Origin of the sequence: Ralstonia insidiosa, from assembly GCF_008801405.1 — a bacterium.
Classification (GTDB): domain Bacteria; phylum Pseudomonadota; class Gammaproteobacteria; order Burkholderiales; family Burkholderiaceae; genus Ralstonia; species Ralstonia insidiosa.
Genome location: NZ_VZPV01000002.1, coordinates 1,121,194 through 1,144,856 on the forward strand (window position 1 = coordinate 1,121,194; position 23,663 = coordinate 1,144,856).

The following is a 23,663-nucleotide window of genomic DNA, read 5'->3' on the forward strand; positions in this document are numbered from 1 at the left end:
TTGTGCCGACCAGCAGTGCCCGATACCAAATACATCCACCACGAACCCCGGCACAAGGAGTCTCCATCATGCGCGAAATCAGGATTTTCGAACTGGACCGGCCGGGCGTGCCGGTGAGCTGGCGGTCGGCACGGACCCAAACCATCGCCGCACAAGCCGGGCTGTTGTGGGTCACGCAAGAACATCAGATGCAGGACATCTGGCTCAAGCCTGGTCAATCGATCGACGTGCCGGCAGGCGTACGCTTTTGGCTCTCGGGCGACCCGGCAGACGGCATGGCAGCGCGCTTTGCCGTCACGGAAGACATCAACGCACCGCGCCGTCTGCTGCGCTTCATCGGCCAATTGGTGGCCGCGGCGTATCGGCAGGTGCTGCGTGATGACGGGCGTGATGCAACACGTACGCCGTCGGCGCTGCGGATCGGGACTTGAACGGCGGGGACTTGAACTGCGGGGACTTGAACGACGGGCACCAAAGCGTCGTTAAGCCGGAAACACCAGCCGGAACTCGGTCCGCCCACCCGGCGGGCTGCTGGCCTGCACCGTACCCCCGTGCAGGTCCATGATGGTCTTCACGATGGCCAGTCCCAACCCCGTGGACTGGCTGGATTGCGTGCGCGATGGGTCTTCCCTGTAGAAGCGCTCGAATAGGAGTGGCAGGCTCGCGGCCGGGATGGTTGGCCCCGGGTTGCGCACAGCGATGCTGATCGCTTGGGGCAGGCGTCCCACCACCACATCGATGCGCTCACCCGTTGGCGTGTAGCGCAGCGCGTTGTCCAGCAGATTGTTGATCGCGCGGCGCAGCAACGTCGCGTCTGCATGCACCTGCGCATCGCCCGTGACGTGGATGGCGATCTCGCGATCGGCGGCCACGGCTTCAAAGTAGTCCACCAGCACCTGAATTTCATGTCGTGCGTCCAACGGCGCTACGGACAACGCCACGCGCGCGTGATCGGCGCGCGCCAGAAACAACATGTCTTCGATCATGTGCGACAGGCGTGCGTATTCCTCCAGGTTGGATTCGAGCACGCTGCGGTATTCCTCCACCGTGCGCGGGTGGGCGAGCGTGACTTCAGTCTGGCCGACGAGGTTGGCCAGCGGCGTGCGGAAGTCGTGCGCCAGGTCTGCCGAGAATTGCGAGAGCCGCGCAAAGCCGTCCTGCAGGCGCGTGAGCATGGCGTTGAGCGAGGCCAGCAGGTCAGCCAGCTCGCGCGGTGCCCCCTCAAGCGCAAGACGTGTGTCGAGCTGGCTGGGGACCACCGCCGCAGCCTGTCGCCCAATGCGCTCCAGCCCACGCAACGTGCTGCGCACCAGCAGCAGGCTCAGCAGCGCCACGGCAGCCACACCGCCCACCACCGCAAAGACGATGTGCCGCTGATAGTTGGCCAGTAGCGCAGCGCGGCTGTCGCCGTCCTGTGCTACCAGCACGATGACCTTGGTGCCGGTCTGCCCAAGCCAAGCCTCCGCCGCCACTGCTCGCGACGCAATGCCAGACATCGACGTCCAGGTGTGCACGGCCGATTCAGCGGGTGACGTTTCGGCCGGAATGGCAGGTGGCATCGTCACCGATTCGCCTTCCGGATTGACCTCGATCAGCGTGCGCCCCTCGGGCGAGGCCATGCGCAGGATCAGCCCGTCATGGCCAGAGACCACGTCGGTATAGCGGTGCGCACTGCGCGCCAGGTCGTCTGCGCTGGTCGCCTCGCTGGTCAGGTGGCGCAGCTGCGTGATCTTGCCGAGCAGCATGGTGTCGTCAGTGGCGCGCAACTGGGCGTTCAGCGCGTAGTACAGATACGCACCGGCCGCGGTGAGCGTGACGGCCGCCACCACAACGAAGGCCAGCACCAGCCGGCCGGCGAGCGATGCAGGCCAGCGCATCAGCGCGCCCATTAGCGCCCCACCGCGTCCAGCACGTAGCCCATGCCGCGCAACGTGTGGATCAGCTTGTGCTCGAAGGGGTCGTCCACCTTGGCGCGCAGGCGCCGGATCGACACGTCGACCACGTTGGTATTGCTGTCGAAGTTCACGTCCCACACCTGCGAGGCGATCAGCGAGCGCGACAGCACCTCGCCTGCGCGGCGTGCCAGCAGATGCAGCAGCGCGTATTCCTTGGCGGTCAGGTCAATGCGTTGACCGGCACGTGTGACACGGCGCTTGATGGTGTCGATGCTCAGGTCGGCAATTTCCAGGACTTCGTTCTCGCGCAGCGGGCCGCGCCGCAGGATGGTGCGCACGCGCGCCACCAGTTCGGCAAAGGCGAAGGGTTTGACGAGGTAATCGTCGGCGCCCAGTTCCAGGCCCTTCAGACGATCGTTCAGATCATCACGCGCGGTCAGGAACAGCACCGGCGTGCTCTTTTGGCGGCGCAGTTGCTGGATGACCTGCCAGCCGTCCATGCCGGGCAGCATGACATCGAGCACGATCAGGTCGTAGTCGTGTTCCATGGCCTGGAAGAGGCCATCCGGGCCGGTGCGGGCGAGATCGGCCACAAAGCCGGATTCCGTCAGGCCCTTCAGGAGGTAGTCGCCCGCTTTGGGCTCGTCTTCAACGATGAGCAGTCGCATGATGAAAGTTGCGGGCGCGCGCGGTAGGGCGCTCCCGTCTTGGCTGCCGATGCCGCCACGATATGCCAAAACCCCAGCCGCGGGGCCGAAGATGACAAGTTTGTCATGTTCAGGTCATGCCCGCGTGGCGACCCCCTCCCTAGACTGGCCCCACTGACACCGCCCCCCTTCCTGTCTTGCTGGTGTCGGACTATCCAAGGAGATCATCATGGCGATTCGATTCCAACGTGTATTGCCCCTGGCCGCTTCTGCCGCGCTGGCAGCGTTGCTGGCGTCCGGCCCTGCCGTGGCCGCGCAAGACCACCACGACGCCTGCTGTCTGCCGCAGATGGGACAGGTCAAGTCGATGACCGCGCCGCTGGCCAAGGCTGGCCCGCGTGACCCCTACACCGACGGCGCCAAAAACGGCGCACGCGATCCGTACACCGACGGCGCCGCCGCACAAGCCGTGCTCGAAGCCCGCATCGGCCCGCGCGACCCGTACACCGATGGCGGCCTGACCGACACGCATGGCCCGCGCGAGCGCAATCCGTACACCGACGGCGCCCTCGTGTGATGCGTTGCAAGCCCTGGCTCTATCGGCCCGTTGGAGCGGCCCTTGCGTGTCTTCTGGCCGCTCCTTTGGCTGCCGTGGCGGCAACTGACCCTGTCACCCCGGCAGCCCTTTCTGCAATTGCCTCCGCCGATGTGGTTACCGGCCAGACCGAACGCGTGACGCTGCAGCAAGCGGTGGAGCGCGCCATGCAGACGCATCCCGCGCTGGCGGCGGCGGGCTACGAGATTGCCGCCAGTGAAGGTGCGGTGGATCAGGCGAGCCGCCTGCGCAACCCCGAGGCCGCGTTCATCACCGAAGACGTGCGCCGCAACCGCGCCACCATGACGGCGCAACTCAATATCCCGCTGGAGCTGGGCGGCAAGCGAGCAGCCCGTACGCGTGCAGCCGAACTGGGGCGTGACGCCGTCTCGCAAGATGCAGCTGTTCTGCGCGCCGAGCTGCGCGCCGACGTGACACGTGCGTTCTTTGACTTGCTGATTGCGCAGGAGCGCCTGACGCTGGCGCAGGCCTCCGACACGCTGGCTGCGCAGGCGGAGTCGGCTGCCACACGGCGCGTGCAAGCGGGCAAGGTGTCACCTGTGGAACAGACCAAGGCGGGCGTGGCGCGTGCCAGCGCTGCCATTGAGTTGCGCGATGCGGGTGCAGAACTGCTGGTCGCGCAGCGCGCGTTGTCTGCATTCTGGGGTGGGGCGGATGCCGCACCGGAAGCCGACGGCAGTGCCGAGGTGCTGCCTGTTGTGCCGCGCGAAGCGCGTCAGGCCACCACCACACTGGACAACACCCCCCGTGCAGTCCGCGCCCGGCTGGAGATCGACCGCCGCCAGGCACTCGCCAACGTCGAGCGCAGCAAGCGCGTGCCGGATGTGATGGTCAACGTGGGGATCAAGCGCGACAGCAGTGCGAACAACAACATGGCGGTGCTCGGCATTGCCGTGCCGTTGCCGTTGTTCGACCGCAACCAGGGCAACCTGCTTGAAGCACAGCGCCTGGCTGACAAGGCCTTTGAAGACTACCGCGCGCTGCAACTCGAACAGAACGCCACTCTGGCCCAGGACGTTGCCCGGCTCGATGCGGCGCGCGCCGCTGTGCAGTCGCTGCGTCAGGACGTGCTGCCTGGCGCGCAGCGTGCCTATGACGCCGCGCGCATTGGCTTTGATGCCGGCAAGTTCAACTTTCTCGATGTGCTGGATGCCCAGCGCACGCTGTTTCAGGCGCGTGCGCAGTACTTGGCCGCGTTGTCGCGCGCACACCAGGCGGCAGCCGGCATCGATCGCATTCTCGGCCGGTGATCCGGCACCTCTCACTTTGCTGACATGACTCTTCCACCGCAACAACGGCGCGCCATCGCGCTCATCGTCGTGCTGGGCACATTGGCCGCCGCCGGGCTGTGGTTCGGCATGGGCGCACGCCAGGCCGCCACCACCGAAGCAGAAGCCGCACCCGCGCCCGCCGCTGCAGAGCAGGCCGAGGCGCCGCACGCCGAGACGCTCGCCATGACGGCCGAAGCCATTTCCAACGCCAAGATTGGCGTGGAGACGGCGGGTGTGACGGAGCTGCGCACGGAAGTCGTCCTGCCCGGCGAGATCAAGCTCAACGAAGATCGCACCGCACACGTGGTGCCGCGGGTGGCGGGCGTGGCCGAGAAGGTGGCGGTGGAACTGGGCCAGCCTGTCAAGCAAGGCCAACTGCTTGCTGTGCTGTCGAGCCCCGCGCTGTCAGACCAGCGCAGTGAGCTCCAGGCTGCGCAACAGCGCCTGGCACTGGCGCAGGAAACCCACGCGCGCGAGAAGCGCCTGTGGGAGCAGGGCATTGCCGCCGAACAGGACTATCAGCAGGCCCGCACGTCGTTGCAGGAAGCCCGCATTGCGGCGAACAACGCACGCCAGAAGTTGACGGCTATCGGCGCGGCGCCGACAGGGCCGACGCTCAACCGCTTCGAGCTGCGCGCGCCGTTTGACGGTGTGGTGGTTGCGAAGCATTTGTCGCAAGGCGAGGCGGTGCAGGCCGAGACGGCAGTCTTTACCGTGGCTGACCTGCGCACTGTGTGGGCAGATTTCTCGATTACCGCCAAGGACCTGGAAGCCGTGACCACCAACGCCGCCGCCACCGTCCATGCCACTGCCACCGGCACCGCCGTGCAGGGCAAAGTGTCGTACGTGGGCGCGTTGCTGGGCGAGCAGACCCGCACGGCACCTGCGCGTGTGACGTTGGACAACCCCAAGCTGGCCTGGCGCCCAGGCATGTTCGTCAACGTGTCGGTGGAGTCGGGCCGCACGCAGGTGCCCGTGGCCGTGCGCGCCGATGCCGTGCAAACGGTGGATGAAAAGCCTTCGGTGTTCGTCCCCGTTCCTGCGGGGTTCGAAGTGCGCCCGGTCAAGATCGGCCGTACCGACGGCACATGGACAGAGATTGTTGAAGGCCTGCCCGCCGGCACGCGCTACGCCGCCGCCAACAGCTACGTGCTGAAGGCGGAAGCCGGCAAGTCCGCCGATCACGGCCACTGAAGGAGGCGCCATGTTCGAACGCCTTCTGCGTACCGTCATTGCCCAGCGCTGGCTGGTGCTGCTGGCTGTGCTGGCCGCTGCCGTATTCGGCGCGTATAGCTACACGCGCCTGTCCATCGATGCGGTGCCCGACATCACCAACGTGCAGGTGCAGATCAACACACCGGCACCGGGCTATTCACCGCTGGAGACCGAGCAGCGTGTCACCTATCCGCTGGAGACGGCCATGGCCGGGCTGCCAAAGCTGGAGCAGACGCGTTCGCTGTCGCGCTATGGCCTATCGCAAGTCACCGTCATCTTCAAGGAAGGCACCGACATCTACTTCGCGCGCCAGTTGGTGAGCGAACGCCTGCAGGCGGCCAAGGAACAACTACCAGCCGGCATGGCGCCGAGCATGGGCCCGGTTTCTACGGGGCTGGGCGAAATCTATCTCTGGACCGTCGAAGCCGATGCCAATGCGCGCAAGCCTGACGGCACCGCCTACACGCCGGCCGACCTGCGCGAGCTGCAGGACTGGGTGATCCGCCCACAGATCCGCAATGTGCCCGGTGTGACGGAGGTGAACACCATCGGCGGGTTTGCCAAGGAGTTTCTGGTGGCAACCAGCCCCGAGCGCCTGGCCTCGTACAAGCTCACGCTGGCCGACGTGGTGGCTGCGCTCGATCGCAACAACGCCAACGTCGGCGCCGGCTATATCGAGCGCAAGGGGGAGCAGTACCTCGTGCGTGCCCCCGGACAGTTACGTGACGCGGCCGACATCGGCAACGTCGTGCTGGCAAGCCCCAACGGCACACCCGTGCGCCTGCGTGACGTGGCCACCATCGAGAGCGGCAGTGAACTGCGCACCGGCGCAGCCACCAGCAACGGGCGCGAAGTCGTGCTCGGCACCGCATTCTTGCTGATGGGCGAAAACAGCCGCACGGTGTCGCAGGCGGTGGACAAGCGCATGCAGGAGATCCGCAAGACGCTGCCTGCGGGCATCCGTGTCGAGTCCGTGTATGACCGCACGGTGCTCGTCGACAAGGCCATCGCCACCGTCAAGAAGAACCTGCTGGAAGGCGCCATCCTGGTCATGGCTGTCCTGTTCCTGTTCCTTGGCAACCTGCGCGCGGCAGTGCTGACTGCGCTGGTGATTCCGCTGTCGATGCTGATGACCTTCAGCGGCATGGTGTCGGCCAAGGTCAGCGCCAACCTGATGAGTCTGGGCGCGCTGGACTTCGGCATCATCGTCGACGGTGCGGTGGTGATCGTCGAAAACTGCGTGCGGCGCCTGGCACATGCACAGGAGCAACGCGGCCGACCGCTCACACCTGCCGAACGCTTTGAAGAGGTATTCGAGGCGGCCCGCGAGGCGCGTCGCCCGCTGCTGTATGGCCAGCTCATCATCATGGTCGTATACCTGCCGATCTTTGCGCTGTCGGGCGTGGAAGGAAAGATGTTCCACCCGATGGCGATGACGGTGGTGCTGGCACTGGCGGCGGCCATGATTCTTTCCATCACGTTTGTGCCGGCAGCGGTGGCGCTGTTCATTGGCGAGCGCGTGGCGGAGAAGGAGAACCGCCTGATGGGCTGGGCGCGCCGCCTGTACGCCCCGCTGCTTGAGCGCGTGCTGGCCGCACCGGCGGTGGTGCTGACCTTTGCCGCTGTCGCAGTGACAGTCTCGCTGGTGGCCGCCACACGCCTGGGCGCAGAGTTCGTGCCCAACCTGAACGAAGGTGATTTCTCCATCCAGGCGATGCGCGTGCCGGGCACGGGTCTGGCGCAATCGCTCGACATGCAGATGCAGATCGAGCGCACGCTCAAGGCGAAATTCCCAGAGATCGAACGCGTCTTCGCCCGCACCGGCACGGCCGAGGTGGCAACGGATGTGATGCCGCCCAGCATCTCCGATGGCTACATCATGCTCAAGCCGGAGAAGGACTGGCCCGCTGGTCCCGACGGCAAACGCCAGGATCGGCGTACGCGCGACCAACTGCTCGCCGACATCCGCACCACGGTGGAGGCACTGCCCGGCAACGCGTACGAGTTCTCGCAGCCGATCCAGTTGCGCTTTAATGAACTGATCTCGGGCGTGCGCAGCGACGTAGCGGTCAAGCTGTTCGGCGACGACATGAGCGTGCTGGAAGCGCAGGCTAAGATCGTGGCGGCGCAGCTCGGCAAGCTGGCCGGCGCCACTGAAGTGAAAATCGAGCAGACGGGTGGCCTGCCGTTTCTCAACGTCGACATCGACCGCGACAAGGCCGCACGCTACGGGCTGTCGATCGGCGTGATTCAGGACACGGTGTCGGCGGCCATTGGTGGCAAGGATGCGGGCACAGTGTTCCAGGGTGATCGTCGTTTCGGCATCGTGGTGCGTCTGCCGGAAACCTTGCGCAGTGACCCTGCCGCGCTCGGCCGGCTGCCGCTCGCGCTGCCCAACGGCCAGGGTTACGTGCCGCTGTCCGACGTGGCGACGCTCAAGGAGGTCACCGGCCCCAACCAGGTCAGCCGCGAGGACGGCAAGCGCCGCATCGTCATCAGCGCCAATGTGCGCGGGCGTGATATCGGCTCGTTCGTGGAGGAGGCGCAGACCGTGCTCGATGCGCAGGTGCGCTTGCCGACCGGCTACTGGATGGCGTGGGGCGGCCAGTTCGAGCAGCTGCAGTCGGCCACCGAGCGCCTGCAGATCGTGGTGCCGTTGGCACTGGCAATGGTGCTCACGCTGCTGTTCATGATGTTCGGCAACCTGAAGGATGGCTTGCTGGTGTTCTCCGGCATTCCGTTTGCACTGTCGGGCGGCATCCTGGCGCTGGCGTTGCGCGGCATTCCGCTATCGATCTCCGCGGCGGTGGGCTTTATCGCGCTGTCGGGCGTGGCGGTGTTGAACGGGCTGGTGATGCTGAGTTTCATCCGCAGCCTGCGTGAGGGTGGGCAGTCCGTCGATGAGGCAGTGCGTGAGGGCGCGCTGACGCGTTTGCGCCCGGTGCTGATGACGGCACTAGTGGCATCGCTCGGCTTCGTGCCGATGGCGCTGGCGACCGGCACCGGTGCAGAGGTGCAGCGTCCGCTGGCAACCGTGGTGATCGGTGGGATCTTGTCGTCGACGGCGCTGACGCTGCTGGTGCTGCCGGTGTTGTATCGCCTGGTGTATCGACGTGATGACGAGCGGGACGGTGCAATGGCGCAGGCGGATGCGGCACTGCCATCCGCTGCGCCGTAGCAGGAGAAGTTACTCGGCTTGCAGTGCTGCGATGATCTTTTCGGCGTGGGCCTTCAGCTTGTCGCTGTCGGCCTGCACGCGTGCGTGCGGCTGCAGCGGCGTATCGCTGTAGCGCGGCAGCACGTGGAAGTGCACGTGCGGCACGGTCTGGCCGGCAGCGCTGCCGTTGAGTTGGAAGATGGCAATGCCCGGCGGCGTGAAGGCCGCGCGCACGGCACGGGCCAGCTTGCGCGTGGTGCGGATGGCGGCCGAGGCGGCCTCGTCCGACAGGTCGAACAACTCCGCTGCGCTTTCCTTGGGCAGCACCAGAACGTGGCCGTCGGCCTGCGGCATGATGTCCATGAAGGCGATGGTGTGGTCGTCCTCATACACCTTGATACAGGGCAGTTCGCCGCGCAGGATCTTGGCGAAGATGTTCTGGTCGTTGTACGTCGCGTCAGGCATGGATGTCTCCGGCAAAACAAGAAAGGGCAGCGCGCAGTATATCTGCCACAGGCGGGCGCTCGTATGGTGTGAACTTGGCGTAGATCAAGCGACACCGTCGTCCGCCGGCAGCGGCGCGCCGGCCAGCAGCGTGTCTTCAAAGAAGCGGCGGCGTGCATCTTTTTCGGGCTTGCTGCCCTGGTGCCACAGCGTGGCTTCGGAGAGCTGGTAGGCGTACAGCATGAAGGCGCGCGTTTTGGCGTCCTTGCGCGCAAAGCCGATCGCCTGGAAGTGCTGGACGTAGTAATCCATGCGGTGCTCGTCGACGGTTTCGACGGCCTCTTGTGCCATCGGGTCACGTCGCGCCCAGGCACGGATGGCGAACTCGATCATGGCGGTGCGGCGCGCGCTGCGGCCGCGAAACGGCAGCGCCAGCAGATCACGCACGAGCCCCTGTACCGATGGGTTCTGTCGCTCGAGCTTGGGGCCGACGCGCGTGCGCTCGCTCCAGTCCTGCAGCACCTGATGCAGCAGATCGTCGCGGTTCTTGAAGTGCCAGTAGAAGCTGCCGCGCGTGACTTCCAGTTGCTTGGCGAGCACGTCGACGCGCACGGCGTCGATGCTCTTGGTGACGAGCAGATCAGTGGCCGCGCGCACCCAGTCGTTGGGCGTGAGCTGCGCACGCGGCGCAGCGGGAGAGGTGGGTTCGGCGTCGACGGGTGCGTCGTGTTCGTCGATCAGCGGGGAGGGCATGCGCACCTCGTGCGGCTTGGACATGAAGGCGGATTCTAGCGACGCTGACACCGCTGTCCAGCGCTGAGCGCATGCTGAGCGCCCCAGGTTTTCTCCGGTTGACATGTCAACAAACGCACTCCTACCATGCACATACGTTTGTGTATGGAAGGATCGAGATACCGTAAGCCTCGGTTTACGGTTTTGTGCAAGGAACCATGCTCGACGATGCCTTCTGCACGGCGTCTAACGATAAGACATCAGGAGACATTTGCATGAAGGCATTCCGACTCGCGCTGTGCGCGGCGGCCGTCGCGGGCGCATTTTGCGCGAGCACTGTTCACGCTGAGACCGTCAAGATCGCCTGGATCGACCCGCTGTCCGGGTTGATGGGCGCACTGGGTCAGAACCAGCTGCGCAGCTGGCAATACGCGGCAGATATCGCCAACCAGCAGAACTGGAGCGGCAACGGCACCAAGTTTGAAGTCGTGGGGTTTGACAACAAGGTCTCGCCGCAAGAGAGCCTGACGATCCTCAAGCAGATCACCGATCAGGGCATCCGCTACGTTGCGCAGGGCGATGGCTCCAGCGTGGGCATGGCGTTGCAGGACGCCATCGCCAAATACAACGACCGCAATCCGGGCAAGGAGATCATCTATCTCAACTACGCCGCGGTCGATCCGGACATGACCAACAGCAAGTGCAACTACTGGCACTTCCGTCTGGACGCCAACTCCGACATGAAGATGGAGGCCCTGACCACCTATCTGGCCAAGGACCCGAACATCAAGAAGGTCTACCTGCTGAACCAGAACTACTCGTTCGGCCATCAGGTGGCGCGTGCAGCCAAGGACTACCTCAAGCGCAAGCGTCCTGACATTCAGGTCGTGGGTGAAGACCTGCACCCGCTGGCGCAGGTGAAGGACTTCTCGCCGTACGTGGCCAAGATTCGTGCATCCGGCGCCGATACGGTCATCACCGGCAACTGGGGCAGCGATCTGGCCCTGCTGGTTCGCGCAGCCAAGGATGCAGGCCTGAACACCAACTTCTACACGTACTACGCCGGCACCACCGGTGTGCCGACCGCAATGGGCGCGTCGGGTGCGGACCGTGTGAAGGTCATCAGCTACTTTGCACCGAACGACGGCAACGCGAAGACCAACGCCGTGCTCGATGGCTTCAAGAAGAAGTACAACGACGATTTCTTCAACGCCGACGTCTACACCGGCATCGCCTTCCTGGCCAAGGCCATCAAGACCAGTGGTTCGGCCGAGCCCGCCAAGGTGGCCAAGGTGATGGAGGGCATGACGGTTGAGAGCCTGAACGGCCCAGTCGAGATGCGCAAGACCGATCACCAGGCACAGCAGACGCTGTATGTCACCACCTGGGTGAAGGCCGATGGCAAGAAGATCAAGTACGACCAAGAGAACACCGGCTACGGCTGGCGCACCGACGTCACGCTTGAACCGCACCTGGGGGCCCAGCCGACGTCGTGCCAGATGAAGCGACCGACGTCGTGATCCTGTCGTTGAGGTGTCTCCGGTTTAGACCGGGGACACCACACCTGTGCCCGCCAGGTGTCGGCGGGCGTTCTCCAGAAAGCGATCCACCGTGGCCTGCACCGATTCCGGTGACCAGCCGGCAATGTGCGGTGTCAGCACGACCTGTTCCAGGTCCAGCAAGCCCAGCGGTGGCTTCGGTTCGCTCTCGTACACATCCAGCCCCGCGCTGCCCAGCTTGCCCGTGCGGATGGCCGCTTCCAGCGCCGCCGTATCCACCACGCTGCCGCGCGCAATGTTGACCACGCAGCCGTTCGGCCCCAGCGCCTCCAGAACGGATTGATTGACCAAGTGTTTGGTTTGCGCGCCGCCGGGCGTGGCAACGATCAGGAAGTCCGCCCACGCAGCCAGCTCCTTGAGCGCACCGAAGTACTGGTACGACACACCGTCGCGCGGTTTGCGGTTGTGATAGCCGATCTGCATGTCGAAGCCTGCGGCGCGGCGTGCGATCTGCATGCCGATGGTGCCGAGGCCCACGATTCCCAGGCGCTTACCGCACACACCGGGCTGCAGCGGAATGTCGTCGCGCCAGACGCCATTGCGCGTGGCGCGGTCCAGCTTCGGGATACCGCGCACCGCGGCCAGCAGCAGGCCAAAGGCGTGGTCGGCCACGCAAGCATCGTTAGTGCCGGCGCCGTTGGCCACCACTACGCCGCGCGCACGGGCGGCTTCCACGTCGATGTTCTCGTAGCCGGCGCCCAGGGCGCAGGCCAGTTCCAGCTTGGGCAGGGCGGCGATCTCTGCGCCGGTCAGGCCCGTTGATCCATTGGTCAGCACGATGCGCACGTCTTGCCCGTTGTGGGCAATGGCGGTATCGCGTTCTGCCCGGGTCGGGGCGTGGATGACGTGGAAGTGTTGAGCGATCTGCGCCACGTTGTCGGGCGTCATCGCAATGAGGATCAAGAGTGTCGGCTGCATGTTGAGGAGCGAGGCGAGGAGGAGTGGCGGGCCGTGTCTTGTCAGCAGGAAGTGCCGCGCACGGCGCCCGAGGATCATAGCGCGCCCCGCTGGCCGTGGCACCGGAAGCCCCTGACGCAACGAGGTTACACGCCGTTACCAATGAAGAAATTTGGTTTCACGGGGCGCGGGGCCCGCGGCATAGACTTTCCGGCAAGGGGCGCAAACCGCAGGAAGGCCTCCGGCCTGGACCAGACGCCGCGCGCACAAACGGGATCAATCATGCAAGCAACGAACAAACGGGTACGCGTCAGCCACGCAGGACGGTGGATGGTATTGGCGGCAGTGGCAACGGGGGCAGCAGGCTTGGCCGGCTGTGTCACGGCACCGTACCCCGGCTACGGTGCGGGCTATGGCGCTGGCTATGCGGCCGGCAGCAGTGCATATGGCAACAGCTATGGCGGCACGACCTACAGCACCACGCCGTACGCCAACGGGTACGACAACACCTACAGCAACGGCTACAACGGCAGCTATGACCCGAGCGCGCCGCAGCCGTATCCGCAGCAACCGTACCCGTCACAGCAGCCGGCGCCGGTGTATTCGCAGCCGCAGCCGAACTATTCCCCGTATCCGAGTAGCAGCGAGCCTGCCTATCAGGCACCGGCCGACAATCGCTATGGCGTGATCGAGCGCATCGACGCGGTGCCGGTGCGCGGGCAGCCCACCGGTGTGGGCGCGGTGCTTGGCGGCGTGGTGGGTGGCCTGCTTGGGCACCAGGTGGGTGGCGGACGCGGCAATACCGTGGCCACCATCGGCGGTGCGGTGGCTGGAGCCATGGCGGGCAACGCCGTGGAAGGCAATACGGTGGTCGGTCAGACCTACCGCGTGACCATGCGCTTGAACGACAACTCGATGGCCACGCTCACGCAAAACAACCCGAACGGCCTGCGTCCGGGTGACCGTGCCCGCATCGAAAACAACATGGCAGTGCCTTACTGACCACTTTCTGCAGGGGAGTTCGTTCGCGTCTGACTTCAGGAACGGCGCGGACTGGCCGTTATAGCGGGTGCCGCAACTTGTTTTTTGCCCGCTTTGACTCCCATGTTCAATCGACTTTCCATCCGTTTCCGACTCAACGCAGCCCTCGCGCTGCTCGCCGTGCTGCTGGCCACCATTGGCACCATCGGCGTCGTCGGCATGCGCGCGTCTGACGCGACCATCAAAGAGATCTATAGCAACCAACTTGCTTCGACTTCGTTGGTTGCCAAGGCACAACTGCATGCCGCCATCGTGCGCACTACGCTGGATCGTGCGGTCTTCCACCCGGATTCCGCCGAGTTACCGGCGATCCTCGACAAGGCCAATGGCTACCGCGTCAAGTCCGACGACGCGTGGAAGCAGTACAAGGCGCTGCCCATGAGTGCAGATGAAGCCCGTCTGGCTGCCGATCTGGAAGCCAAACGTGCAGCGCTGTTTCGCGATGGCATTGAGCCGCTGATGAACGCACTGCGTGCCCATGACGCAACCGCGGTCGACAAAGTGGTCATGGACGTCATCCCGCCACTGTCGGTGGCAATGACCGCCGCCTCAGATGCCTTGGATCGCAGCCAGTCCGATCAGGCCAAGGCCGGATACGACGACGCAGTGGCCCGCTCGCACGCGTTCCTGATGTTGATCATCGGCGCCATCGTGGTGGGTATCGTTGCAGCGCTGGGCTGTGCGTTTGGTCTGCACCGTGCGATCTCTGTACCGCTGTCGAACATGCTGGGCCACTTTGGCGAGATTTCGCGCGGCAACCTGACCGAGCACATCACCGTGAGCAGCCATGACGAAATGGGTGCGCTCACCCGTGGCCTGATCGACATGCAGCGTGGACTGATCCGCACCATCGAGACGATGCGCGGCGGCAGCGATTCCATCGCCAGCGCGACCAAACAGATTGCAGCCGGCAACCTCGATCTCTCGCAGCGCACGGAAGAGCAGGCGTCTTCGCTGGAAGAGACGGCTTCCAGCATGGAAGAACTCACCAGCATCGTGAAGCAGAATGCCGACAATGCGCGCCAGGCCAGCCAGCTTGCGGGCAACGCATCGGACATCGCCGTCAAGGGCGGTGAAGTGGTGGGCCGTGTCATCGAAACAATGTCGGGCATCAACAACAGCAGCAAGAAGATCGCCGACATCATTGGCGTGATTGAAGGCATTGCCTTCCAGACCAACATCCTTGCCCTGAATGCCGCAGTGGAAGCCGCGCGTGCGGGTGAGCAAGGCCGCGGCTTTGCGGTGGTGGCCGGTGAGGTGCGCAGCCTGGCGCAACGCTCGGCCATGGCAGCCAAGGAGATCAAGGAACTCATCAGCGATTCGGTTGGCCGTGTTGAAAACGGCTCGACGCTGGTGACCGAAGCCGGCACGGTGATCGATGAAGTGGTGGTTGCCGTCAAGCGCGTGACCGACATCATGGGCGAGATCAGTGCCGCGTCGGCCGAGCAGAGTACTGGCATCGAACAGGTCAACCAGGCCGTCACGCAGATGGACGAAGTGACGCAGCAAAACGCGGCGCTGGTGGAAGAAGCGGCCGCTGCCGCGCAATCGCTGGAAGAGCAGGCGGGCGTGCTGCGCGAGACGGTTGCGTCGTTCCGCCTGCCGCCGGCAGGGACGCACGCTGTGCCGGCTGCTGTGGTGAATACGGCGAAGGCGCCGTCGGCAGCGCCGGTTGCTGCTAGCAAACCTGCAGCGAGCAAGCCTGCCTCGACAATCAAGCGTGCCGTGCGCAAGCCTGCTGTGTCGCCTGCAACTGCCCCTGCCAAACCGGTTTCCGCGCCTGCGGCTGCGCCTGCCGCGGCAATCGAACCGAAGCCGGGCAAGCTGGCACTCGCTGCAGCTGCCAGCGATGCAGATGACTGGGAACAGTTCTGATGGCCTGATGCGCTGATACGCATCACCCTTGCAAAGCCGCGCCTCGTGCGCGGCTTTGTGTTTCAGCGCTGTAACCGATTTGAGTGATAGTCGGTGGTGATGCTGCCGAGACTGCCGCCCCGACCACGCCAATCGGGCAATGGAGTCCGGTTGATGCCGCACGATTGCGGCACACCTTCACTGAGCATCACGGCCGCGATGCTCAGACTCCCGCAAAGCCTTTAGCAGAAAGGCCTTGCTCCACCACAGTCCCGTCTGTCGGGCGCTGGACGCGAGCGTGTGCACCACGCCCTGCAAGTAACGCGCACGTACGCCTCAGCCGAACACCCTGCGCCTGGGTGCGAATCGCCTCCGTCGTTTGTAGGGCATGCCTGTCGTCTGCCTGGACGAGTGCGGTACCGCTGCAACGTGTATTGCGTGCCGTGGCTGCAATTGCAGCAAGGCCCCAAACCCCGCATCGCGTTCACCGGTGCAACAACCCTGCATGCCCTCCGTCTGTGCGCACGCTCGTGCGGCATGCCGCACCGCATAACGGCGCGCCCTGGCGGGCGTTGGTACGGTCCTCGCGTTCACGCTTGCGGAGCGGGTCAGAAAACCCCGCATCGGTAGCCATCGCTTGCCAAGCGACGGTGCCGGACGCACGGCGCACGTGGTTGCGCCGCAGGTCGACAAGAACTTGGGGAAAGCGATGAGCGCTACAGCGCAAAGCGGGGGAGTTGCCAGGCATCGGCCGTATGCCGGCATGGGGGAAGGGCCATGAGCGATGTGCCATGGGAAATCTACCTGGCGTTGCTCAACACGCTGACGGTGGCGACCACGCTCGTCATCCTCATCAGCACCGCCGACGATTTCTTCCTGGATGCTTTCTACTGGATGCGGGAGCTGTGGCTCTGGCCGCAGCGCGGTCGCATGCCCGTCACCATCTCGGCACGCGCGCTGCGTGATCGCGAGGAGCAGTGGCTCGCCATCATGGTGCCCGCCTGGAAGGAGTACGACGTCATCGCCAAGATGGTGGAGAACACCTTGGCGACGATGGAGTACACGCACTTCATTATCTTTGCCGGCGCTTACCGCAATGATGCCGAGACCACCACCGAGGTCGAGCGCATGGTGCGCCGCTATCCAGGGCGCGTGGTGCGGGCGGCCGTCACGCACGATGGCCCCACCTGCAAGGCTGACTGCCTGAACACCATCATCCAGACCATCATCCGCCACGAGGCAGGCCACGGCATCCGCTTTGCGGGCGTGATCATGCACGACTGCGAAGACGTGATTCACCCGCTGGAGCTGAAGTACTTCAACTACTTCATCGGCGATCAGGATCTGGTGCAGTTGCCGGTGCTCTCGCTCGAGCGCAAGTGGTACGAGTGGGTGGCCGGTACTTACATGGATGATTTTTCCGAGACACACCAGAAGGACTTGGTGGCGCGCCAGGCGCTGACCGGTACGGTGCCCGGGGCAGGCGTGGCGCTGTGCTATAGCCGCCGTGCCATCGAGGCGGTGATGAAGGTGCGGGGCGATTCGCCCTTCAACACCAGCACGCTCACAGAAGACTATGACTTCAGCTTCCGGCTGCACGATCTCGGCATGCGGGAGGCATTTGTGCACTTCCCGATTTGCGAGACCACAGAGCCTGCGGAGGATGCCGAGGGCAAGACGCGCACGCGCTGGCGTTTTGGCAAGCGGCGTGGCGTGCGTCCGCAGTTGCTGGCCACGCGCGAGTATTTCCCCAGCACGTTCCGCACGGCTTACCGGCAGCGTGCGCGCTGGGTGCTCGGCATTGCATTCCAGGGCTGGCTGCAGATGGGGTGGAAGGGCAACCTGATCACCAGGTATATGTTCTTCCGTGACCGCAAGGGTGTGGTGACCGCGCTGTTTTCGATCCTGGCGTATGTGCTGTCGCTCAACTACCTGGTGATCGGCGCGTTGCTGGCCAAGGGATGGGTTGCGATTCCCGATGGCTCTTTCGTGGTCGGCTCCGTGTGGATGCAGGACTTGCTGGCGATCAACGCAACGCTGCTGTTCAACCGGCTGGCGCAGCGCGTGTATTTCGTGGGGCGCCTGAATGGTCCGCTGCAAGGCGTGCTGTGCCTGCCCAGGCTGGTGGTGAACAACTTCATCAACTTCTTCTCGGTATGCCGGGCGTGGAAGATCTTCCTGATCTACTGCCTGACCGGCAAGCCGATCGCGTGGGACAAGACCCAGCACACCTATTTGTCGAACGATGCCCTCGGCCGCACGCGCTCGATGCTGGGCGAGACGTTGCTCAAGTGGGAAGCGCTCACGCAAGCGCAGCTCGACGCCGCTTTGACCCTGCAGCAGGAAACCGGCCGCCGGCTCGGGACCATCCTGGTCCAGCAAGGGCTGGTCACGCCAGACACGTTGGCTGATGCGCTGGCCGAGCAGGTTGACCTGCCGCGCGTGAGTCTGACCAACGTCGTATTGGGCGCACTGGCCGATTGTCTGCCTCGCGATCTGGCTGTGCGGCATCACGTGGTGCCGTTTTCCATTGGCGAGGACGGCTCGCTCAATATTGCCGTGTCGGAATTGCCCAATGGTGAAGTGCTGGACGAGTTGGCCCGCGCAGCCGGGCGCAAGGTTGCGTGCTTCATGGCGTGCGACCACGAGATGTCGGCCGAGTTGGCACTGATGGCCGACCCCAATCGCCGCGCTACGGTCGTGTTTGGCCCTGCGGCATATTCGGCCACGTTGGCCGTCGAATCCATGACGGGCGCCGGCCCGGTTGTTGCAGCAGGCACGGCGTCCGCAACCGAGGCTCCCCCCATCCCCCCGATACCTCCGGCGCCGGTCTTGCATGACCTGGCCCCCGGCCCAGAGGTACACCCCAATCCATCAATTGCGGGAGGTGTGGCATGAAAACCGAGAGAATCCACCGTTTCACGCTGCGCGGCGCAGGTTGGCCGATCAAGTGGCCAATTGCTGCTGCGGTATGGGCGCTATGTCATGGTGTGTCGGTCGCAGAACAGACAGCGCAGCCGCTGCAGCCCGACGCGTACTTCCGGGCAGACCGCGCCTACCATGCGATCGACGCCAACAAGCTTGATGATGCTGAAGCAGCAACGCGCGCTGCGTTGGCGGTGCAGCCTGACAGCCTGCAACTGAACCTGTTGCTGCTTGATGTGCTGACGCGCAAGGGCCGGTTGGATGCGGCGCGCACGCAAGCCGATGCGCTGGTGCAGAAGTACCCCAACGAGCCGCGCGTATATGCGCAGCACGGGTTCCTTGCGCAGAAGGCGAATGACTCGGCCACGGCCGAACAGGATTTCGCCCACGCCACCCAGGGCACGGACTGGACACCACAGGAACAGCGCAACCTGCATCTGGCGTGGTCGGACAGCGCGTATTCCGCCAGACATCCGCAGGCGGCGCTGGATGCGCTCAGTGTCCTGCAGGATCAGCCTGATGCCGGCGTCCAATTGCGCCTCGCGCAATCACGCCTGCAACTGGGGGACCGCGATGGCGCAACCCGGGCCGCCACGCTGGCCGAAGAGCACGCCACGGACCCGGCGCAAAAGCGCTACGCCAAGGCATTGCTTGCCGAGGCGATGGCACCCCAGGCTCAGAGCGCAGCCACGTCACCCGATGACCCGCGCGTGATTGGACAGCGTGAATTGAACGAGGCTTATGGCCACCTGCGGGCCCGTGACGACCGCGCCGCGCTTGCGGCGTTCCAGCGCGGCTTTGCCACCGGCCAGGGAAACTGGAGCCACTACGCCGATGCTGCCTATGCAGCGAAACGGCTGGGCGACAACCCGACCGCGATCACGCTGTTCCGCAAGAGCCTGGACGTTGCCGATGCGGATGCCAAGAGTGACGGTGGCAGCAACGGTAATGACAGCCTTCCCGCCGACCGCCGCTTCGGCTACCGACGCGAGGTGGAGCAGATGCAGCGCACTTGGGGCATGGTGCTCTCCGGCGCGTACCAGACCTCGGCGTTTGGCGTGCCCAACACCGTGAGCGTGTTTCAGGGCGGCGCAGAGGTCTACTGGCAACCCCCCGGCATTGGCTATCGCGACGGCAGCATCTTCCAGCTCTTCGTGCGCGGTTACGACAACCTCTATGACGGCAACGGCATTGCCGGCCTGCCGACGGCGCAGGGGTCGGTGGGGGCGCGCTACAAACCGGTCAAGGATCTCAACCTGGTGTTCACCGCTGAGCGCCTGATCCGCATCGGCACCCAGAGCGTCAATGACACGCTGCTGCGCATTGGCTTCTCGACCGACCAGGGTATTGACCTGCAGGTCACCAAGCCGCGCTGGCAGACCTGGCAGGCGTACGGGGAGGGCGCGTACTTCCTCAACCAGGGCCGCATGATCATCAGCACCGAAGCACGTTACGGGCATACCTGGCTACTCGACTCGATCAGCGATCACCTGACGGTCTACCCGCACGTGGTACTGGCTGGCGACCACGACAACAAGGCCACCGACCGGCAACTCGCGCTGGGTGCTGGCCCCGGCATCAACTTTCGCTACTGGTTTCGAGAGTCGCAATACAGCGCCCCGGCCAGTTGGCTGGATCTCACCGTGCAATACCGCCTGCCTCTGACCCACGCCGACCGGGCGAAGGGCGTAGTGGCACGCGCCATCCTTTGGTTCTAGGGGGACCTGGAGCCGAGGTGTCACGGATGAAACGATTTTGATCAACGAGGGATACGGGTAACGAGAAGGATTGGCTTCGGCGCGCGCGCGATGGCGTCGCAGCGCCACGGCAGGTCAAGGCAGGGTGCATGGCACGGCCTTCGCTCTATGGTGAGGTCTATGCCGGCGTAAGAAGCGACGCGTTCGTCGTCGCGCTTTGGAATGGCTAGCCGATGCAGATGACATGGGGAGAGCAAGATGACCGGGAAGATTTTGACAGTGTTCGGCACGCGACCAGAGGCCATCAAGATGGCGCCGCTGGTGAAGGCGTTGCAAGCCGAGGCAGGCTTCACGTCGGCGGTATGCGTGAGTGCGCAGCACCGGCAGATGCTCGACCAGGTCTTGCAGCTCTTCGGCATCGTGCCGGAGTTTGATCTGAACCTGATGCAGCCTGGGCAGACGTTGTCAGGCATTACCTCCAGCGTGCTGGGTGGCATCGATGGCGTGCTGGATGCCTTCCAGCCCGATGCCGTGCTGGTGCACGGAGACACCACCACCACACTGGCTGCCAGCCTGGCCGCCTTCTACAGGCGCATCCCGGTGGGCCATGTCGAGGCGGGGCTGCGCACGGGCAACATCTGGTCTCCGTGGCCCGAAGAACTCAACCGCCGCGTGACCGATTCCGTGACGACGTGGCACTTTGCGCCGACAGCTGAATCGCGCCAGAACCTGCTGGATGAAGGCATCGACCCGAGCCAGATCACGCTCACCGGCAATACCGTCATCGATGCGCTGTTGTCTGTGAAACGACGCCTGGATGCCGATGCGGCGCTATCGGCGGAGATGGCCGCGCGCTATCCATTCCTCGACGCCGGGCGGCGGATGATTCTGGTGACTGGCCACCGGCGCGAGAACTTTGGCGAGCCGTTTGAGAACTTCTGCGTGGCGCTGCGCCTGCTGGCAGCGCGCCATCCGGATCTGCAGATCGTCTATCCGGTGCACCTGAACCCCAACGTGCAGCAGCCGGTCAACGCCATCCTGGCGGGCCAGGACAACGTGCATCTGATTGCGCCGCAAGACTACTTGCCCTTCGTCTACCTGATGGACCGGGCTTACCTGATCGTCACCGATTCCGGCGGCATTCAGGAAGAAGCGCCAGCGCTGGGCAAACCGGTGCTTGTGACGCGTGACACCACCGAGCGGCCCGAGGCCGTGGCTTCCGGCACTGCACGCCTGGTCGGCACCGATACGCAGCGCATTGTGGCGGAAGCTGAAACGCTTCTGCAGAACGCCGACGAATACCAGCGCATGGCGCAAGCCCACAACCCGTATGGGGATGGGCAGGCATGCCATCGCATCGTCGATGCATTGAAAGCGGCCTTCGACGCGCCCGCCGAGGTGGTGGCGCGTGGCCCGCAACTCGTTCGCAAGCCGGCCACCGAGGCCGAGATCATCAATCTGGAAGCGGCACGCGCCACGGCGATCGGGGCTGCATCCATGCAACGCCTGAATGGCTAGGAGGCTTGGATGAAAGCGAAACGCATCGGGGGCGGCATCTTGCTGGCCTCCGCCCTGATCGCTGGATGGTTGGCACTGGCGCCACCATGGGCCGGCAATGCAGGGGTTCCGGCGGTGGTTGTTGGTGGTTCTGACCAGCGCAATCCAGGCACGGACGCAGATAAGAAAAAGTCTGCGCCAGCGTCTTCCAGTGGCACGGCCACAGCTGGGCAGCCAGTGCAACCGGCTGTGGTGGCTGTGGCCACACAAAAGCCCGTGACCGGGGGCGGACGCGCCTACGGCTACGGCGTCATGGATGAAAACGGGCAGGTCGTTCCGCCACCGCGCCCTCCTGGCATCACCGAAATCCGTCCCGGTATGCCAGAGAACGAGCCAACCGGTACGGAACGTGGCCACGACCGTGGTCCCAACTTCAACCTCGGGCTCTACCGCCAAGCGGACGGCTCGGTGTATCGCCCATGAGTCGGAGAGCCATCATGAAATCGATGTTTCGTAAGTTTCTCTATGCACTAGTCTTTGCGGGCGGCCTACTCGGCGTCTCGCTGACCGGGCCCGCGCAGGCTTCCACCTGCACCATCGGGCTCGGGCCCATTTGCGTGACGGTCGGCACAACGGCATCCGCGCAGACCACGCCAGCCCCCATCCTGGTGCTGTACGACGCGCCCGCCAATGACCAGTACACCAATCTGGGCAAGGCGTACGCGATCATGCTGTACAACCTGCTCGCGCACTTCAATACCACCATCACCATGCTGCCCGTGCAGAATTACACGGCTGGCATGACCGAGCAGTACACTGCCACGTTCTACATGGGGAGCTACTACGCCAACCCCATTCCGGCGGCGTTCCTGTCGGACGTAAGCACCACGCAAAAAACCGTCGTCTGGTTCAAGTACAACTTGTGGGAACTTGCCTGGAACACGGCGTATCCGTTCACCTCACGTTATGGCATCTCGTTCTCGAGCCTTGCCGGCATGAATGCTGCGCCGACGGCCAGTGCGCCCAACCCTGGTTTCTATGACACGGTCACGTACAAGAACCAGACCATGACCAAGTACTACGCCTTCAATGCCACGACCGGGGCGGTTTCCGCAGACCCGGACATTGGCGTGACGGCGGTGGCCGATGCCACCAAGGCGACAAGCCTGGTGACGATCACCAACTCGGTCACGAAGGCGACTGCGCCATACGTGATTCGCTCGGGCAACTTCTGGTATTTCGCCGACATGCCGTTCTCGTTCATCGGGCCGCGCGACCGCTATCTGGTGGTCTGCGACATGCTGCACGATATTCTCGGCACCAACGCACCGACGCAGCATCGTGCGCTGGTCAGGTTGGAGGACCTCAACGCCACCAATACCGTATCGTCGATCGAAACCCTGGCGGACTACATGTCCAGCAAGAAGATCCCGTTCTCGCTCGCAACCATCCCGCTCTACACCGACCCCAACGGCGTCTACAACGGTGGCGTGGCGCAGACCATTCACATGGTCAATGCAACAGGGTTGAAGCAGGCGCTGAACTATTCGATTGCGCGCGGCGGCAAGCTACTGATGCACGGTTACACGCACCAGTACAGCAATATCCCGAACCTCGTCAATGCGGTCAGCGCGAACGACTACGAGTTCTGGCTTGCCACCCTGAACCGGCCCGTGAACGAGGATTCAACGCAGTGGGCGGCAGGGCGTTTATCTGCCGGGTTACTGGAGTTGCAGCTCAACGGCTACACGCCATTTGCGTGGGAGGCGCCACACTACCAATCTTCTCCACTGGCCATTGCAGCCGTGCCGCAGTACTTCAAGAACACCTACCAACGCGTGGTGTACTACACGTCAAGCAATCCGCAGACGCTCAATGCCACCACACCGGGACATGATTTCTCGGTTGGCCAGTTCTTCCCTTACATCATTCAGAAGGACTACTACGGCCAGCGTGTGATTCCGGAGAACCTGGGTAACGTGGAGTACAACATCTGCAATATTGACCCGTCATCGTGCCTGACGTACTCCGCGCAGGACATCCTGACCAATGCCAACTATGCGTTGGTCGTGCGCGATGGCTTTGCTTCGTTCTTCTTCCATCCATTCTGGCTTGAGCCCGATCTTGGCACGCCAGGCTATGCTGACTTCCAAACCATCATTACCGGCATCACCAACCTGGGCTTTACCTGGGTAGATGCCAGCACGGCGCAGTAG

18 protein-coding genes are annotated in these 23,663 nt (G+C 64.2%); 13 read left to right on the forward strand and 5 right to left on the reverse strand.

Annotation, left to right across the window (positions count from 1 at the left end):
* Window positions 1-68: 68 nt before the first annotated feature.
* Window positions 69-431 carry a DUF2917 domain-containing protein gene (locus tag F7R11_RS21895; RefSeq protein WP_021193614.1) on the forward strand — a complete coding sequence of 121 codons (363 nt, stop codon included), beginning with the start codon at window positions 69-71 and terminating at the stop codon, window positions 429-431.
* Between the two features lie 51 nt (window positions 432-482).
* Here the strand turns inward: F7R11_RS21895 and F7R11_RS21900 are convergent, their stop codons facing one another.
* Together F7R11_RS21900 and F7R11_RS21905 are read right to left on the reverse strand one after the other, a co-directional pair.
* Complete coding sequence (locus F7R11_RS21900; RefSeq protein WP_064809078.1) at window positions 483-1,880, reverse strand: heavy metal sensor histidine kinase; 1,398 nt, start codon at window positions 1,878-1,880, stop codon at window positions 483-485.
* A gap of 8 nt (window positions 1,881-1,888) precedes the next feature.
* Window positions 1,889-2,563, reverse strand: a complete 675-nt coding sequence (locus tag F7R11_RS21905) for a heavy metal response regulator transcription factor (RefSeq protein WP_064809077.1) — start codon at window positions 2,561-2,563, stop codon at window positions 1,889-1,891.
* Between the two features lie 208 nt (window positions 2,564-2,771).
* Between F7R11_RS21905 and F7R11_RS21910 the strand changes: the two genes are divergently transcribed.
* The 4 genes from F7R11_RS21910 (at window position 2,772) to F7R11_RS21925 (ending at window position 8,822) form a co-directional block, all read left to right on the forward strand.
* The gene (locus F7R11_RS21910; protein WP_064807884.1) at window positions 2,772-3,119 is read left to right on the forward strand and encodes a hypothetical protein; all 348 of its coding nucleotides are present in this window, start codon (window positions 2,772-2,774) and stop codon (window positions 3,117-3,119) included.
* 74 nt (window positions 3,120-3,193) lie between these two features.
* The gene (locus F7R11_RS21915) at window positions 3,194-4,408 is read left to right on the forward strand and encodes a TolC family protein (protein WP_315854001.1); all 1,215 of its coding nucleotides are present in this window, start codon (window positions 3,194-3,196) and stop codon (window positions 4,406-4,408) included.
* A 24-nt stretch (window positions 4,409-4,432) separates the two neighbouring features.
* Complete coding sequence (locus F7R11_RS21920) at window positions 4,433-5,623, forward strand: efflux RND transporter periplasmic adaptor subunit (RefSeq protein ID WP_064807879.1); 1,191 nt, start codon at window positions 4,433-4,435, stop codon at window positions 5,621-5,623.
* A 10-nt stretch (window positions 5,624-5,633) separates the two neighbouring features.
* Entirely contained in the window at window positions 5,634-8,822 is a 3,189-nt protein-coding gene (locus F7R11_RS21925) for an efflux RND transporter permease subunit (RefSeq protein ID WP_064807877.1), read from the forward strand.
* A 9-nt stretch (window positions 8,823-8,831) separates the two neighbouring features.
* Here F7R11_RS21925 and F7R11_RS21930 read toward each other — a convergent pair whose 3' ends face one another.
* Both F7R11_RS21930 and F7R11_RS21935 read right to left on the reverse strand, forming a co-directional pair.
* Window positions 8,832-9,266: an HIT family protein gene (locus F7R11_RS21930; RefSeq protein ID WP_021193621.1), complete on the reverse strand. Its 435-nt coding sequence runs from the start codon at window positions 9,264-9,266 to the stop codon at window positions 8,832-8,834.
* Between the two features lie 84 nt (window positions 9,267-9,350).
* Window positions 9,351-9,998, reverse strand: coding sequence for a TetR/AcrR family transcriptional regulator (locus tag F7R11_RS21935; RefSeq protein WP_064809076.1), 648 nt, complete (start codon window positions 9,996-9,998; stop codon window positions 9,351-9,353).
* Window positions 9,999-10,252: 254 nt separating this feature from the next.
* Here F7R11_RS21935 and F7R11_RS21940 point away from each other — a divergent pair, with 254 nt between their 5' ends.
* Window positions 10,253-11,497: a branched-chain amino acid ABC transporter substrate-binding protein gene (locus F7R11_RS21940; RefSeq protein ID WP_064807875.1), complete on the forward strand. Its 1,245-nt coding sequence runs from the start codon at window positions 10,253-10,255 to the stop codon at window positions 11,495-11,497.
* A gap of 24 nt (window positions 11,498-11,521) precedes the next feature.
* Here the strand turns inward: F7R11_RS21940 and F7R11_RS21945 are convergent, their stop codons facing one another.
* A complete protein-coding gene (locus F7R11_RS21945) occupies window positions 11,522-12,454 on the reverse strand; it encodes a 2-hydroxyacid dehydrogenase (protein ID WP_064809075.1) in 933 nt (310 codons plus the stop codon).
* A gap of 261 nt (window positions 12,455-12,715) precedes the next feature.
* Here F7R11_RS21945 and F7R11_RS21950 point away from each other — a divergent pair, with 261 nt between their 5' ends.
* The 7 genes from F7R11_RS21950 to F7R11_RS21980 all read left to right on the forward strand — a co-directional run bounded on the left by F7R11_RS21950 (window position 12,716) and on the right by F7R11_RS21980 (window position 23,663).
* The gene (locus tag F7R11_RS21950; RefSeq protein ID WP_064807873.1) at window positions 12,716-13,435 is read left to right on the forward strand and encodes a glycine zipper 2TM domain-containing protein; all 720 of its coding nucleotides are present in this window, start codon (window positions 12,716-12,718) and stop codon (window positions 13,433-13,435) included.
* Window positions 13,436-13,537: 102 nt separating this feature from the next.
* Window positions 13,538-15,349, forward strand: coding sequence for a methyl-accepting chemotaxis protein (locus F7R11_RS21955; RefSeq protein WP_064807871.1), 1,812 nt, complete (start codon window positions 13,538-13,540; stop codon window positions 15,347-15,349).
* Window positions 15,350-16,105: 756 nt separating this feature from the next.
* Complete coding sequence (locus F7R11_RS21960) at window positions 16,106-18,226, forward strand: glycosyl transferase family protein (RefSeq protein ID WP_064807869.1); 2,121 nt, start codon at window positions 16,106-16,108, stop codon at window positions 18,224-18,226.
* Complete coding sequence (locus F7R11_RS21965; RefSeq protein WP_064807866.1) at window positions 18,223-19,971, forward strand: NfrA family protein; 1,749 nt, start codon at window positions 18,223-18,225, stop codon at window positions 19,969-19,971. The genes F7R11_RS21960 and F7R11_RS21965 overlap by 4 nt, the downstream gene beginning before the upstream one ends.
* A 237-nt stretch (window positions 19,972-20,208) precedes the next feature.
* The gene (wecB, locus tag F7R11_RS21970; RefSeq protein WP_064807864.1) at window positions 20,209-21,468 is read left to right on the forward strand and encodes a non-hydrolyzing UDP-N-acetylglucosamine 2-epimerase; all 1,260 of its coding nucleotides are present in this window, start codon (window positions 20,209-20,211) and stop codon (window positions 21,466-21,468) included.
* Between the two features lie 9 nt (window positions 21,469-21,477).
* Window positions 21,478-21,930, forward strand: coding sequence for a hypothetical protein (locus F7R11_RS21975; RefSeq protein ID WP_064807862.1), 453 nt, complete (start codon window positions 21,478-21,480; stop codon window positions 21,928-21,930).
* Between the two features lie 14 nt (window positions 21,931-21,944).
* Complete coding sequence (locus F7R11_RS21980; protein WP_064807859.1) at window positions 21,945-23,663, forward strand: DUF2334 domain-containing protein; 1,719 nt, start codon at window positions 21,945-21,947, stop codon at window positions 23,661-23,663.

Excerpts from the sequence above, each read along its gene's own strand:
- F7R11_RS21895 (WP_021193614.1), top strand. The coding sequence starts at position 69 with ATGCGCGAAATCAGGATTTTCGAACTGGACCGGCCGGGCGTGCCGGTG.
- F7R11_RS21905 (WP_064809077.1), bottom strand. The coding sequence starts at position 2,563 with ATGCGACTGCTCATCGTTGAAGACGAGCCCAAAGCGGGCGACTACCTC.
- F7R11_RS21910 (WP_064807884.1), top strand. The coding sequence starts at position 2,772 with ATGGCGATTCGATTCCAACGTGTATTGCCCCTGGCCGCTTCTGCCGCG.
- F7R11_RS21920 (WP_064807879.1), top strand. The coding sequence starts at position 4,433 with ATGACTCTTCCACCGCAACAACGGCGCGCCATCGCGCTCATCGTCGTG.
- F7R11_RS21925 (WP_064807877.1), top strand. The coding sequence starts at position 5,634 with ATGTTCGAACGCCTTCTGCGTACCGTCATTGCCCAGCGCTGGCTGGTG.
- F7R11_RS21930 (WP_021193621.1), bottom strand. The coding sequence starts at position 9,266 with ATGCCTGACGCGACGTACAACGACCAGAACATCTTCGCCAAGATCCTG.
- F7R11_RS21935 (WP_064809076.1), bottom strand. The coding sequence starts at position 9,998 with ATGCCCTCCCCGCTGATCGACGAACACGACGCACCCGTCGACGCCGAA.
- F7R11_RS21940 (WP_064807875.1), top strand. The coding sequence starts at position 10,253 with ATGAAGGCATTCCGACTCGCGCTGTGCGCGGCGGCCGTCGCGGGCGCA.
- F7R11_RS21945 (WP_064809075.1), bottom strand. The coding sequence starts at position 12,454 with ATGCAGCCGACACTCTTGATCCTCATTGCGATGACGCCCGACAACGTG.
- F7R11_RS21950 (WP_064807873.1), top strand. The coding sequence starts at position 12,716 with ATGCAAGCAACGAACAAACGGGTACGCGTCAGCCACGCAGGACGGTGG.
- F7R11_RS21955 (WP_064807871.1), top strand. The coding sequence starts at position 13,538 with ATGTTCAATCGACTTTCCATCCGTTTCCGACTCAACGCAGCCCTCGCG.
- F7R11_RS21960 (WP_064807869.1), top strand. The coding sequence starts at position 16,106 with ATGAGCGATGTGCCATGGGAAATCTACCTGGCGTTGCTCAACACGCTG.
- F7R11_RS21965 (WP_064807866.1), top strand. The coding sequence starts at position 18,223 with ATGAAAACCGAGAGAATCCACCGTTTCACGCTGCGCGGCGCAGGTTGG.
- wecB (WP_064807864.1), top strand. The coding sequence starts at position 20,209 with ATGACCGGGAAGATTTTGACAGTGTTCGGCACGCGACCAGAGGCCATC.
- F7R11_RS21975 (WP_064807862.1), top strand. The coding sequence starts at position 21,478 with ATGAAAGCGAAACGCATCGGGGGCGGCATCTTGCTGGCCTCCGCCCTG.
- F7R11_RS21980 (WP_064807859.1), top strand. The coding sequence starts at position 21,945 with ATGAAATCGATGTTTCGTAAGTTTCTCTATGCACTAGTCTTTGCGGGC.